The sequence below is a fragment of the Pseudomonas sp. A6 genome, from assembly GCF_052367875.1.
Taxonomy (GTDB): domain Bacteria; phylum Pseudomonadota; class Gammaproteobacteria; order Pseudomonadales; family Pseudomonadaceae; genus Pseudomonas; species Pseudomonas citronellolis.
This window is the reverse complement of record NZ_CP198970.1, coordinates 370845-383721: the sequence shown is the minus strand read 5'-3', so window position 1 is coordinate 383721 and position 12877 is coordinate 370845. Positions and strand designations below refer to the sequence as shown.

10 protein-coding genes are annotated in these 12877 nt (G+C 68.5%); 6 read left to right on the top strand and 4 right to left on the bottom strand.

The window, feature by feature from the left end:
* Nucleotides 1-511 precede the first annotated feature (511 nt).
* From ACTWJ5_RS01650 to ACTWJ5_RS01635, 4 genes are all read left to right on the top strand, one after another.
* A complete protein-coding gene (locus tag ACTWJ5_RS01650; RefSeq protein ID WP_444437342.1) occupies nucleotides 512-1108 on the top strand; it encodes a dimethylamine monooxygenase subunit DmmA family protein in 597 nt (198 codons plus the stop codon).
* Nucleotides 1105-2073, top strand: coding sequence for a PDR/VanB family oxidoreductase (locus ACTWJ5_RS01645; RefSeq protein WP_444437341.1), 969 nt, complete (start codon nucleotides 1105-1107; stop codon nucleotides 2071-2073). Before ACTWJ5_RS01650 ends, ACTWJ5_RS01645 begins: the two co-directional genes overlap by 4 nt.
* A gap of 14 nt (nucleotides 2074-2087) precedes the next feature.
* Nucleotides 2088-3104, top strand: a complete 1017-nt coding sequence (locus ACTWJ5_RS01640; RefSeq protein WP_074978116.1) for a heme-dependent oxidative N-demethylase family protein — start codon at nucleotides 2088-2090, stop codon at nucleotides 3102-3104.
* Nucleotides 3105-3213: 109 nt separating this feature from the next.
* On the top strand, nucleotides 3214-4746 hold the full coding sequence (locus tag ACTWJ5_RS01635; RefSeq protein ID WP_444437340.1) for an APC family permease: 1533 nt from the start codon (nucleotides 3214-3216) through the stop codon (nucleotides 4744-4746).
* A gap of 295 nt (nucleotides 4747-5041) precedes the next feature.
* On the opposite strand, the gene ACTWJ5_RS01630 is transcribed toward ACTWJ5_RS01635, so the two are convergent.
* A complete protein-coding gene (locus ACTWJ5_RS01630; RefSeq protein ID WP_249918133.1) occupies nucleotides 5042-5971 on the bottom strand; it encodes an AEC family transporter in 930 nt (309 codons plus the stop codon).
* A 107-nt stretch (nucleotides 5972-6078) separates the two neighbouring features.
* Here ACTWJ5_RS01630 and ACTWJ5_RS01625 point away from each other — a divergent pair, with 107 nt between their 5' ends.
* The gene (locus ACTWJ5_RS01625) at nucleotides 6079-6969 is read left to right on the top strand and encodes a LysR substrate-binding domain-containing protein (protein WP_444437339.1); all 891 of its coding nucleotides are present in this window, start codon (nucleotides 6079-6081) and stop codon (nucleotides 6967-6969) included.
* Between the two features lie 139 nt (nucleotides 6970-7108).
* Here ACTWJ5_RS01625 and ACTWJ5_RS01620 read toward each other — a convergent pair whose 3' ends face one another.
* From ACTWJ5_RS01620 to ACTWJ5_RS01610, 3 genes are all read right to left on the bottom strand, one after another.
* On the bottom strand, nucleotides 7109-8059 hold the full coding sequence (locus tag ACTWJ5_RS01620; protein WP_444437338.1) for an adenosine deaminase: 951 nt from the start codon (nucleotides 8057-8059) through the stop codon (nucleotides 7109-7111).
* Nucleotides 8060-8151: 92 nt separating this feature from the next.
* Nucleotides 8152-9942, bottom strand: a complete 1791-nt coding sequence (locus ACTWJ5_RS01615; protein ID WP_444437337.1) for an acyl-CoA dehydrogenase C-terminal domain-containing protein — start codon at nucleotides 9940-9942, stop codon at nucleotides 8152-8154.
* Entirely contained in the window at nucleotides 9939-11180 is a 1242-nt protein-coding gene (locus ACTWJ5_RS01610; protein WP_444437336.1) for a 3-hydroxyacyl-CoA dehydrogenase NAD-binding domain-containing protein, read from the bottom strand. The genes ACTWJ5_RS01615 and ACTWJ5_RS01610 overlap by 4 nt, the downstream gene beginning before the upstream one ends.
* Nucleotides 11181-11289: 109 nt before the next feature.
* Between ACTWJ5_RS01610 and ACTWJ5_RS01605 the strand changes: the two genes are divergently transcribed.
* The gene (locus ACTWJ5_RS01605) at nucleotides 11290-12192 is read left to right on the top strand and encodes a LysR family transcriptional regulator (RefSeq protein WP_444437335.1); all 903 of its coding nucleotides are present in this window, start codon (nucleotides 11290-11292) and stop codon (nucleotides 12190-12192) included.
* Nucleotides 12193-12877: the final 685 nt, after the last annotated feature.

Genomic DNA, 12877 nt, shown 5'->3' with positions numbered 1-12877 from the left:
CTACGAGAAGCCGTGCTCACCTGCAACGTAGGGGCCCTGCCTGCGAATGGCGTTTGCCGGGTGCATTGGCATTGCGCTGACCTCCCTACCCTCTCCCCAGCCCTCGGCTGCGCGCCCCGCCCTGAAGGGAGAGGGGGCTTGTCCGTGCCGAGAGAAGGAATGGTTTCAGTCGGAAACCGCCGGAGCTGCCGGCTGACTCTGAAATATCCGAGCACTCCGAACGGTCCCCTCTCCCTTCAGGGAGAGGGTTAGGGAGAGGGGCGGCCCCCAACCAACACACCGCCGCCCCAGGATAACCACCCCCACCAACGCTGCATTTCTGCCTATCCCCCCTTGTCATTTCTGCTTACATTCCCTCCCCTAAAAAACAACAATCTCTTCATTTTCAACAACTTAATTTCTTGGCACACCCTGTGCTCCACCTCCATCGACCCGTGACCGTGCACGGGTCCTCGAATCGCGCCAGGCATCCCCGACCGGGGTTGCCGGCAGTTCTGGAGGCACAACAACAATGCTCATCACAGGTATCAAGAGCAGGCCGGTCTACGACGACCTGCGCCCGCTCGCCGGCAGCAACCACATAGTCGCCGGGCAAGGCAGCGGCGGCAGCGCCATGCTCCGGCTGCTGGCCGAAATGCCGCGCAGCGCGCCCATCCGCGTGCTCTATTCCACCGAATCCTTCTCCGGGCAGGACCACCTGGCCGCGCTGCGCGACCTCGCCGACGTCGAGCTGAGCGTCTACCCGAGCAACCGCTCGCTGGTCGACGGCCTGCATGCTCTGCTCGGCCAGTCGCGCATGGGCACCCGCCTGTACCTGGCCGGCTCGGAAAGCTTCATCGGCACCGCCATGCAGGCGGCCGACGCCATCAACCTGAACCGGGACGAAGTGCTGCGCGAGCACTGCGGCTCCTTCGTGCGCCGCGTCTGGTGCGTGCACTGCGACGGCTACACCGAGAACGTCACCCAGCGCGTTTTCGCCTGCCCGCACTGCGCCCGCACCCTGGTGGTCCGCGACCACTACTCCCGCCGCCTCGCCGCCTTCCAGGCGGTCAAGGCCGACGCCGAAGTCCCCGGCGAACTGCCGGCAGCCGAGGAGCTCGACACATGAGCCAGTCCAGCGGAACCCTCAACGTCCGCGTCGCCCGCATCGAGCAGGTGACCCCGGAGATCAAGCGCTTCACCCTGGTCCCGCGCGACGGCGGCCAGCTCACGCCCTTCTCCGGCGGCAGCAACGTGGTGGTGCTGATCCCCCACGACGGCGGCACCTACCGCAACGCCTACTCGCTGATGAGCTCGCCCTACGACGCCAGCGCCTACCAGATCGCCGTGCGCCGCGTGGAAGACGGCCGTGGCGGCTCCAGGCGCATGCACGATGCGGTGCAGGAAGGCGACGAGCTGGAAATCCTCCGCCCGGTGAACCTGTTCCCGCTGAGCAAGCACGCGCGCCTGCACCTGTTCATCGCCGGCGGCGTGGGCATCACCCCGGTGTGCTCGCAGCTGGCCGAGCTGCGCCTGCGCGGCACCCCGTTCGAAGTGCACCTGGCGGTGCGCGGCGCGGAACACTCGCGCCTGGGCGAGGAGCTGGCGCGCGAATACGGCGACGCCGTGCGCCTGTACCGCGACGACCGTGGCGAGCGCCTGAACATCTCCGCCGTGCTGGCCGACCGCCCGCTGGGCAGCGACGTGTACGTCTGCGGCCCCGAGGGCATGATCCAGGCCACCATAGACGCGGCCCACGCCCACGGCTGGACCGACAGCCACATCCACTACGAGCGCTTCCTCGAACAGGGCAGTTCCGGCGAGCCGTTCAAGGTCACCCTGGCGCGCAGCGGCGCGACCATCGAGGTGTCGCCCGACCAGAGCCTGCTGGAGGCCGCCGAGGCCGCCGGCCACGAGATTCCCTACCTGTGCCGCGGCGGCGCCTGCGGCATGTGCGAGACCAACGTCCTGGAGCTGGACGGCGAAATCCTCCACACCGACGACTGGCTGTCCGACGAGGACAAGGCCGCCAACAAGAAAATCATGCCCTGCGTGTCGCGCGCCAAGTGCTCGCGGCTGGTCATCGACTGCTGAGCCGGAGAACGACCATGACCATCCAATTCCGCCCCGACGAAACCTACCGCGACGACTACACCTACGCCAACAGCCCCGCGTGCATCGCCCGCGCGCCCTTCCCCTTCCCGGACGACGAGTACATGTACTCGATGAACCTGGAACCCCACGTTTCCGTCGGCGACGGCGCCTTCCGCGCGGTGTTCGACATCGACGAGCACTACATCAGCGAATGCCGCGACCGCGCCATCACCCTGGAGAAGGACCCGGGCATGCACTACGTCTCGGCGCCGCACATGATGGAGGCGCAGTGGGACCTGCTGGAGCTGATCATGGAGTCCTACGCCAAGGACTACCCGGAGTACTTCGCCCTGGAGCGCGACGGCACCCGCTGGCACTGGACCAACAAGCTGCTGGGCATCGACGACACCTTCACCTTCGGCGACCCGGCCACCCTGCCCTACGAGCCGATGGAATACATCACCCGCCAGGCCCAGGGCGACTGGGTGCTGCAGGAAGAGCGCGACGGCACCCTGTACTGGGGCGCCGGCATCGCCACCCAGCGCGCCGACTACTCGCTGCGCTTCAACCTGGGCATGGCCTGGCACGAGTACCACGGCCCGGTGCCGCTGGTGAAGGAAACCGGCATGCTCGACCGCGCGCTGAAGTTCCTCCTGCGCCTGCGCAACGGCCACCCGGTGCGCCGCCTGAACTGGTCGCTGACGGTCAACCCGCGCCTGGACGTCTCCGCCGAGAGCCTGCCGGACTGGGCCCCGGACCGCACCACGGTGACCGCCGAGAACGCCGGCGAGAAGGTCTACCTGCGCATCGAGCTGCAGCCGCTGCACCGTCTGCCGCGCAGCAACGCCATCGTGTTCCCGATCCGCACCTACCTGCTGAGCCTGCAGGACATCGCCAGCAACCCCGTCTGGGCCAGGCGCATGCATCGCGTGCTCAAGTCCCTCAACCAGGAACTGGTGGACTACAAGGGCTTCACCCGCTACCGCGACGCCGCGGTGGAGTGGCTCTCGCAGTACGACGACGGCAAATAAGCGCCGCGCTTTCCATAACGACAATGAGCCCGTAGAGGGCAGCGGCGGATGCGCAAGCTCCACCGCGGACAATCCGCCACTGCCCATTACCCCCTGAGAGGAAACAACGATGAGTGGGTCCCCTGCCAAGCGTGCCGCTGGCGTAACCGATTCCGATGCCGAGCAGCTCGCCGCCCTCGGCTACAGCTCGAACTTCGAGCGCAGCATGAGCCTGTGGGAGAACTTCTCCCTGGGCTTCACCTACCTGTCGCCGGTCGTCGGCGTCTACACCCTGTTCGGCCTGTGCCTGGCCGCCGGCGGCCCGCCGATGTTCTGGTCGTACCTGCTGATCGGCCTCGGCCAGCTGCTGGTGTGCCTGGTGTTCGGCGAGGTGGTCTCGCAGTTCCCGATCTCCGGCGGCGTCTACCCCTGGGCGCGGCGCCTGGTGGGCAAGCGCTGGGCGTGGATGGTCGGCTGGGTGTACGCCTGGGCGCTGTGCGCCACCATCGCCGGCGTCTCGGTCGGCGCCGGGCCCTACCTGGCGGCGCTGCTGGGCTTCGCCCCGGACGCCAACGTCAGCATCTACATCGCCCTGGCGCTGATCCTGGTCTCTACCGGCCTCAACCTGGTGGGCACCAAGCTGCTGGCGCGGGTGGCCATGTTCGGCTTCCTCTGCGAACTGGTCGGCGCCATCCTGGTCGGCGGCTACCTGCTGATCTTCGAGCGCCACCAGCCGTTCAGCGTGCTGTTCGACACCTTCGGCCTCGGCGCGGCGCAGGGCTCCTACCTGCCGGCGTTCCTCGCCGCCTCCCTGGCCGGGCTGTTCCAGTACTACGGCTTCGAGGCCTGCGGCGACGTCGCCGAGGAAACCCCCAACCCCGGCAAGCGCATCCCCAAGGCCATGCGCATGACCATCTACATCGGCGGCGCCGCCGCGATGTTCGCTTGCCTGGCGCTGATCCTCTCGGTGCCGGACATGCACAAGGTGCTCGCCGGCGAGGACACCGACCCGGTCGCTACCATCCTGGCCAACGCCTTCGGCCCGCTGGGTTCGCGCCTGGTGATGGCGGTGGTGCTGGTGTCCTTCGTGTCCTGCGTGCTCAGCCTGCAGGCCGCCGCCAGCCGCCTGCTGTTCGCCTACGCCCGTGACGAGATGATCGTCGGCAGCCGCGCGCTGCAGCGCCTGTCGGCCAACCACGTGCCGTCCGCCGCGCTGATCGTCAGCGGCGTGGTGCCGGCGGCGATCGTCTGCCTGGGCCTGTTCATGGCCGACGCCACGGCCACCATCGTCGGCTTCGCCGCCATCGGCATCTACGTCGCCTTCCAGCTGATCGTGGTCGCCGCGCTGATCGCCCGCGCCAAGGGCTGGGTGCCCGGCGGCCAGTTCAGCCTGGGCCCCTGGGGCACGCTGGTGAACGTCGCCGCGCTGGTCTACGGCGCCGGCGCCATCGCCAACATGGTCTGGCCGCGCAGCCCCGACGCGCCCTGGTACATCAACTACTCGATGATCCTCACCACCGCCGTGGTGCTGGGCGCGGGCGTGCTCTACATGCTGCTGGCCAGGCCCTACGACAAGGGCACCGCGCCGGCCGGCGACGCCCACCGGATTTCCGGCCGCCAACGATCCGTGCGCGCGACTGGCGCGCTTGCCGAACCGGCTTGATCGCAACCCTGACGCAATTCGGGCCATACGCCTGAGGGGCGCGTCCGGCGCCACGCGGGGTCCCCTCCCCGCGCCGGCGCCAAGCGGTTTGCGAACGGGCCTGCCAGCCCCGTGCTTGGCAGGCCCGGTTTTTTTCTCTCCGTTCCAGCTCTGTCTACTGGGTTCCCGCGTTCGCGGGAATGACACCTGGAAACACGACCCTCGATCCCGTCATTCCCGCGCACGCGGGACGCGGCTCCATCGCGAACAGCGCTTGCGCTGGCCCGAAGGGGAATAACCTAAAAAACCACCCCGCTCAACGCGCAATCCACAACAGGCACAGCGACAAGGTCACCAACGACCCCAGCGTCGACAACAGAATGCTGCGCGAAACCACCGGCGCCTCGCGCTTGTAGTACTCGGCGAGCATGTACGGCCCGGTACCGGTCGGCAGTGCACTGAGCAACAACGCCGAATCCGCCCACAACGGCGGCAGGGCGAACACCTTGTAGGCCAGCACGCCGGTCAGCAGCGGCTGCCCCACCAGCTTGACCAGCACCAGCGGCCAGGCGCCGACCTGCGGCCCCTCCTGCTTCTGCGCCAGGAACAGGCCGAGGGAGATCAGCGCGCAGGGCGTGGTGGCCGCCGCCAGCAGGTCGAGGAAATGCATCACCGGCTCGGCCAGCCCCAGGCCGCTGGCGGCCCACAGGCCACCGATGATCGGCGAGACCACCAGCGGGTTCTTCAGCAGCGCGCGGCTCACCACCAGCACCGCGCGGCCGACGTGCTTCTCGCTCTGCAGGCCGACCTCGATACACACCACGGCGACGGCGAACAGCACGCAGACCACCAGCAGCGAGGCGATCAGCGCCGGCTCCAGGCCGTCCTGGCCGAACACCAGCAGACACAGCGGAATGCCCATGTAGCCGGTGTTGGCATAGGAGGCGCTGAGCCCGTCGATGCTCGCCGCCGGCAGCTCGCGGCCCTGCCACATACGCCAGGCCAGGGTGGCGACGAACACCAGCAGGCAGCCGGCGGTGAAGGCGGCGAGGAAGCCCGGCTGCCAGATTTCCGCCCAGGTGGAGGTGGCGGTGACCTTGAACAGCAGCGCCGGCAGGCACAGCCAGACCACCAGCTTGTTGATCTCCGACGCCGCGCCTTCGCCCAGGCGGTTGCTGCGGCGCGCCAGCCAGCCGGCCAGGATCAGCGCGAAGATGGGCAGGACGACGGCGATCACGGTGTGCATGGCAAGCTCGGCAAGGCGTTGTTATAGGAAGGCTGGCGAGCATAGGATTGCCGCATCGATACCGTCCAATGCTTGTTACGAGCCCGATCGATTCCGGAAACGCATCGATGATCGAACTGCGCCAGCTGCGCTACTTCCTCGCCCTCGCCGAACACCTGCACTTCGGCCGCGCCGCCGAGGCCCTGCACCTGACCCAGCCGCCGCTGAGCCGGCAGATAGCCGCGCTGGAGGCCGAACTGGGCACCCCGCTGTTCGCCCGCCACTCGCGCTCGGTGGAACTGACCGCCGCCGGCCGCGAGTTCCAGCAGCACTGCAGGAGCCTGCTGGCCGGCCTCGACCTGGCGGTGCGCTCGGCCCAGGCCAGCGCCCGCGGCGAGCGCGGCGAACTGCGCCTGAGCTTCACCATGGTCGCCGCCTGGACGCTGCTGCCGACCCTGCTCAAGCGCTACAGCGACGCTTATCCACAGGTGAAGGTGGTGCTCAACGAAGTACTGCCGCGCGACCTCGGCCCGGCGCTGGAAGCCGGCGAGGCCGACGTCGCCCTGACCTTCCCGGCCCACGGGAGCGGCCAGCTGCAATACCGCACGCTATTGCGCGAGCCGCTGTGCGCGGTGCTGCCCAGCGCGCACCCGCTAGCTGCGAACGCCCAGGTGGCAGCGGGGAGCCTCGCGGAAGAATCGTTCATCAGCTTCCCCCACAGCACCGCGCCGGCGCTGCACGAAGCGGTGATGCAGTGCTGCCGGGACAGTGGATTCGAACCACGCATCCAGCTGGAGCCGCACCTGCAGCAGACCATCGTCAACCTGGTGGCCGAGGGCCTGGGCGTGGCCCTGGTGCCGGACTCGATGCGCAAGATGCAGCTGCCCGGCGCCGCCTTCCGCAGCCTGGAAGGCTCGCCGCTGGTGGACTACGGCGTGGCCTGGAGCCCGCACAACGACAACCCGTGCCTGGCGGCCTTCCTGCGCTGCGCGGGGGTGCCAACACCCGACGACGGATAACCGCGAACGGTTCCAGGAAAGCACGGACGTAGGAGCGGACTCCGTCCGCGATGGCCGATCCACCGCACCAATCGCGGATAAATCCGCTCCTACGAAGAGCGTAGGGCGGATAACGCCCAGGGCGTTATCCGCCGCCCGCTCATTTCACCAACCGCGCATCCAGGCTGTTCTGCGCCAACCGCTGCGCCTGCTCCTTCGTCATCCCCAGGTGCTCATACAACGCCTGGAAGTTCTCGGTCACATACCCCCCGAAGTAAGCCGGATCATCCGAGTTCACCGTCACCTTCACCCCGCGCTCCAGCATCGCCAGGATGTTGTGCTGGCCCATGTGCTCGAACACGCACAGCTTGGTGTTGGACAGCGGGCAGACGGTCAGCGGGATCTGCTCGTCGATGATGCGCTGCATCAGCCGCTCGTCCTCGATGGCGCGCACGCCGTGGTCGATGCGCTGGACCTTGAGCAGGTCCAGGGCTTCCCAGATGTATTCCGGCGGGCCTTCCTCGCCGGCGTGGGCCACGGTCAGCAGGCCCTCGGCGCGGGCGCGGTCGAACACGCGCTGGAACTTGCTCGGCGGGTGGCCCACTTCGGAGCTGTCCAGGCCCACGGCGACGAAGGCGTCGCGGAAGGGCATGGCCTGCTCCAGGGTCTTGAAGGCTTCTTCCTCGGACAGGTGACGGAGGAAGCTGAGGATCAGGCCGTGGCTGATGCCCAGCTGCTGCTCGCCGTCCTTCAGCGCGCCCTGGATGCCGCGCAACACCACCTCGAAGGGGATGCCGCGGTCGGTGTGGGTCTGCGGGTCGAAGAAGGGTTCGACGTGGATGACGTTCTGCGCCTTGCACTTGAGCAGGTAGGCCCAGGTCAGGTCGTAGAAGTCCTGCTCGCTGCGCAGCACGTCGGCGCCGGCGTAGTAGAGGTCGAGGAATTCCTGCAGGTTGCTGAAGGCGTAGGCCTTGCGCAGGGTCTCGACGTCGGCCCAGGGCAGCTTCACCCGGTTGCGTTCGGCCAGGGCGAACAGCAGTTCGGGCTCCAGGGTCCCTTCCAGGTGCAAGTGCAGTTCGGCCTTGGGCAGGGCGTTGAGCCATTCGTACATGGGTGGTTTCTCGTCATCGGGCTGAATCGATGCAAGTTTAACCCGGCCCGGCATGGCGGCCACCCCGGCGAGCCGGGGCGGCCGCCCGGCCATCAGAAGGCGAAGTGCGCCTCGTCCAGCGCCATCAGGCAGCCGGCGCCGCCCAGCAGGGCCTCGCGGTGCATGCTGGCGCGCGGCAGGATGCGCCGCAGGTAGAAGTCGGCGCTGGCCAGCTTGGCGCGGTAGAAGTCGCCCTCGCCGCTGCCCGCGTCCAGCGCCACCTGGGCGGTACCGGCGGCGCGCAGCCAGAGCCCGGCGAGCAGCACGTAGGCGCTGTATTGCAGGTAGTCCACCGACATGGCGCCGATCTCCTGCGCATCGCGGCGGGTGGCGGCCAGCACGTCGGCGGTCAGCCCGCGCCATTCCTGGATGCGCTCGCGCACCACCGCGGCCATGGGTTCCAGCTCGGCGTGGGCGGCCAGCGCGGCGCAGGTTTCCGCCAGGTCGGCCTGCAGCGCGGCCATCTCGGCGCCGCCGTCGCCCAGCAGCTTGCGGCGGATCAGGTCCAGCGCCTGGATGCCGTTGGTGCCTTCGTAGATCTGCGTGATGCGGCTGTCGCGCATCAGTTGCTCCATGCCCCATTCACGGATGTAGCCGTGGCCGCCGTAGACCTGCACGCCAAGGCTGGCCACTTCCTGGCCCATGTCGGTGAAGAAGGACTTCACCAGCGGGATCAGCAGCGCCGCGCGCTTCGCCGCGGCCTTGCGGCCCTCGGCCTCGGGGTGGCCGTGCTCCAGGTCCAGCTCGCGGGCGCAGAGCGCGGCGAGCATGCGGCTGCCCTCGGTGAGGGTCTTCTGCGTCAGCAGCATGCGCCGCACGTCGGGGTGCACTATGATCGGGTCGGCGGCCTTCTGCGGCTGCGCAGGTCCCGTCAGCGCGCGCGATTGCAGGCGCTCGCGGGCGTAGCTCAAGGCGCCCTGGAAGCTGCGCTCGGCGATGCCCAGGCCCTGCAAGCCGACCTGGAAGCGCGCGTCGTTCATCATGGTGAACATGCAGGCCAGGCCCTGGTTGGCCTCGCCCAGCAGCCAGCCGGTGGCGCCGTCGAAGTTCATCACGCAGGTGGAGGCGCCCTTGATGCCCATCTTGTGCTCGATGGCGCCGCAGCTCAGCGCATTGCGCGCACCGGGCGTGCCGTCCGGGTTGGCGATGAACTTCGGCACCAGGAACAGGCTGATGCCCTTCACCCCGCCCGGGGCATCCGGCAGGCGCGCCAGCACCAGGTGGACGATGTTCTCCGACAGGTCCTGCTCGCCGCCGCTGATGAAAATCTTGCTGCCACTGACTGAGTAGCTGCCGTCGGCGCGCGGCTCGGCGCGGGTGCGCAGCAGCGCCAGGTCGGTGCCGGCCTGGGGCTCGGTGAGGCACATAGTGCCGGTCCACACGCCGCTGACCATCTTCGCCAGGTAGTCACGCTGCAGCTCGGCGCTGCCGTGCTTGTACAGCGCCAGCACGGCGCCCTCGGTGAGCCCGGAATAGACGCGGAAGGACAGCGAGGCGGCCATCAGCATCTCGTGGAAGTTCGCCGCCACCAGCTGCGGGAAGCCCTGGCCGCCGAACTCGACCGGGCCGGTCATGCTCGCCCAGCCGTTGTCGCAGTACTGCTTGTAGGCTTCGCGGAAGCCGTCCGGGGTGGTCACCGCGCCGTCGTGCAGGGTCGCGCCCTGCTCGTCGCTGTTGCGGTTCAGCGGCGCCACCACCTCGCCGGTGTAGCGCGCGCCCTCTTCCAGCACGCCGTCGATCAGCTCGCGGTCCAGGCCGTTGCCCAGCAGCGCGCAGTGAGCGGTCGCGTCGAAGAGTTCGTGGAGGACGAAGCGCATGTCGCGCAGGGGCGCCTGGTAGCTCATGCGTGGTGCTCCTTGTGGACGTCGGCGAAGCGCCCGCCGCTGGCGGCCAGGCGCTCGATCAGCGCGGCCGGCTGCCAGTGCGCGCCGTGCTGCCCGGCGAGGTCGCGCAGGCGCGCGAGGAGGGTCGGCAAGCCCTGGGCGTCGGCCCAGGCCATGGGCCCGCCCTTGTCGGCGGGGAAGCCGTAGCCGTTGAGGTAGACGGTGTCGATGTCGGCGCTGCGGCTGGCGATGCCTTCGTCGAGGATTTTCGCGCCTTCGTTGACCAGCGCCAGCAGGCAGCGCTCGAGGATTTCCTCCGGGCCGATGTCGCGGCGCGCGTAGCCCAGGCGCTCGGACTCGCGCAGCACCAGGGCGTCGACCTCGGGGTCGTGCTCGGCCTGGCGGCTGCCGGGTTCGTAGTGGTAGAAGCCGTTGCCGCTCTTCTGGCCGAAGCGGCCCATCTCGCACAGGCGGTTGTCCACCTGCACGGTGGGCGCGTCCTGGCCCTTGCCGGCCAGCTCGCGGGCGCGCCATTCGAGGTCGATGCCGACCACGTCGAACATGCGGAACGGGCCCATGGCGAAGCCGAAGCCCTGCAGCGCGGCATCCACCTGGTAGGGCAGCGAGCCTTCGAGGATCAGCCGGCGCGACTCCTGCACGTACTTCTCCAGCATGCGGTTGCCGATGAAGCCGTGGCAGTTGCCGGCCACCACGCTGACCTTGCCCATGCGCCGGCCCAGCTCCAGGGCGGCGTCCAGCACGGCGGGCGCGGTCTTCGCGCCGCGCACGATCTCCAGCAGCTTCATGATGTGCGCCGGGCTGAAGAAGTGCAGGCCGAGCACCTGCGACGGGCGATTGGTCACAGCGGCGATGGCGTCGACGTCGAGGTAGGAGGTGTTGCTGGCGAGGATCGCCACGGGCTTCAGCGCCGCGTCCAGCTCGCGGAAGATCGCCTGCTTGAGTTCCAGGTTCTCGTAGACCGCCTCGATCACCAGGTCCGCCTCGCGGATCGCGGTGTAGTTGTCCGCCGGGGAAATCCGCGCGCGGCGCGCCGCTGCCTCCGCCTCGTCGATCCGCCCCTGGCGCACGTTGTGGGCGTAGGTGTCGGCCACCGCGCCCTGGGCCTGCAGCAGCATCTGCGGGTTGTTGTCCAGCCACTGCACCTGCACGCCGGCGTTGGCCAGGCACATGACGATGCCGCGGCCCATGGTGCCGGCGCCTATCACCGCGGCGCTGCGAATCGGGGGAGTCTGGCTCATGGTCTTCCTCTTGTTATCAAACGGGCGTTCGAGCAAAAAAGTGACAGTCACCTTAGGGAAGATCGGATTATTTTTGAAATTTAGTCTTGTGATGCGCAGTATTTAGCTGATGAATATAAATACCTTCGACCTGAACCTGCTGCGTGTCTTCGACGCCCTGTTGCGCGAGCGCAGCGTCTCCCGCGCCGCCGAGCGCCTGGCCCTGAGCCAGCCGGCGGTGAGCAACGCCCTGGGCCGCCTGCGCGAGCTGCTCGACGACCCGCTGCTGGTGCGCATCGGCCGCAGCATGCAGCCCACGCCGCGGGCGCTGGAGCTGGAGGCGCCGATCCGCGAGTCGCTGCAGCGCATCCTCCACAGCCTCAGCGGCACCGAGCGCTTCGACCCGGCGCGCAGCCGCCAGCGCTTCACCCTGGCGCTGACCGACTACGCCGAGCTGCTGTGCATGCCGGCGCTGCTGCAGCGCCTGGGCACGGAGGCGCCGGGCGTGGCCCTGGACGTGCGCCACCTGGCCCCGAGCCTGCCGGTGGAGGCGCTGGACAAGGGCCACCTGGACCTGGTGCTGGGCCGCTTCGAGGACATCCCGGCGCGCTTCGCCCGCCGCCCCTGGGCCAGCGAGACGCTGCGCCTGCTGGCACGCCGCGGGCATCCGCGGGTGAACGGCCCGCTGGACCTCGACGGCTTCCTGAACGAGCGCCACCTGTGGGTATCCGGCGGGCAGACCAAGGGCATGGTCGACCAGTGGCTGGCCAGCCAGGGCCTGAAGCGACAGATCGCCTACGTCACCCCCAACTACCTGCAGGCCGCGCAACTGGTGGCCGGCACCGACCTGCTGACGGTGCTGCCGACGCGCCTGGCCGAATACTTCGCCAGGCTGCTGCCGCTGCAGGTGCTGGAACTGCCCTTCGACGTCGGGCAGTTCCACCTGGAGCTGGTGTACCTGGCCCAGCGCGAGCGCGACGTGGCCCTGCAGTGGCTGGTGGGGCGGATGCTGGAGGCTGCGCCGAGGGCGTAGGGCGTATAACCGTTCACGGTTATACGCCGTTGGCCGGCGTGCCGATGCCATCATGACTGTAGGAGCGAGCTTGCTCGCGAACGGGGTTTGCCGGTGGCGTAGGTGTCGGGGGTAAGAGCACCCTCTCCCCAGCCCTCTCCCTGAAGGGAGAGGGGGCTGTTCGGAGTGGGTGGGGAGTTTGGAGTCATCCTGGAACGCCTAGCCCCACCCTCGTCATTCCCGCGAACGCGGGAACCCAGTGACGGGTGGTTGGGTTCGCGAGCAAGCTCGCTCCTACGAAAAGCAAAAGCAAAAGCGGCGTTTGCTCTTGGACTTCCAGAGGAATAGCCGAGCGCACCGAAACGCCCCTTCAGAAGGCCGAGCGAAACCGGCGCTCAGGAGGTCATGCGACATGGATGTCGCGAGAGCCCCGCGGGCTACAGGGACGTACCCTCGGGGCGGGCCTCCGTGGCGGGGGAGTTCGCGAGGGTAGCCCGACTCTGTCGGGCCCGTATGTTGGGGCAAGCCTTTTTGGTTCCTTTTGTGGCGTTTGACAAAAGGGACTCGCCCGAGGGGGCGAAACAAAAAATCTCCGCAGACTCGGTGCGGCGCGCTACACCGAGCCCCCAAGTCTCTGGGTTCCCGCGTTCGCGGGAATGACGGGGTGAGGTTAGGGGTGGGAGGATGGCGCCTGACCGACACGCCG

Bases quoted from the DNA above. Each gene is read 5' to 3' on its own strand.
- ACTWJ5_RS01650 (WP_444437342.1), top strand. From the start codon at position 512: ATGCTCATCACAGGTATCAAGAGCAGGCCGGTCTACGACGACCTGCGC.
- ACTWJ5_RS01645 (WP_444437341.1), top strand. From the start codon at position 1,105: ATGAGCCAGTCCAGCGGAACCCTCAACGTCCGCGTCGCCCGCATCGAG.
- ACTWJ5_RS01640 (WP_074978116.1), top strand. From the start codon at position 2,088: ATGACCATCCAATTCCGCCCCGACGAAACCTACCGCGACGACTACACC.
- ACTWJ5_RS01635 (WP_444437340.1), top strand. From the start codon at position 3,214: ATGAGTGGGTCCCCTGCCAAGCGTGCCGCTGGCGTAACCGATTCCGAT.
- ACTWJ5_RS01630 (WP_249918133.1), bottom strand. From the start codon at position 5,971: ATGCACACCGTGATCGCCGTCGTCCTGCCCATCTTCGCGCTGATCCTG.
- ACTWJ5_RS01625 (WP_444437339.1), top strand. From the start codon at position 6,079: ATGATCGAACTGCGCCAGCTGCGCTACTTCCTCGCCCTCGCCGAACAC.
- ACTWJ5_RS01620 (WP_444437338.1), bottom strand. From the start codon at position 8,059: ATGTACGAATGGCTCAACGCCCTGCCCAAGGCCGAACTGCACTTGCAC.
- ACTWJ5_RS01615 (WP_444437337.1), bottom strand. From the start codon at position 9,942: ATGAGCTACCAGGCGCCCCTGCGCGACATGCGCTTCGTCCTCCACGAA.
- ACTWJ5_RS01610 (WP_444437336.1), bottom strand. From the start codon at position 11,180: ATGAGCCAGACTCCCCCGATTCGCAGCGCCGCGGTGATAGGCGCCGGC.
- ACTWJ5_RS01605 (WP_444437335.1), top strand. From the start codon at position 11,290: ATGAATATAAATACCTTCGACCTGAACCTGCTGCGTGTCTTCGACGCC.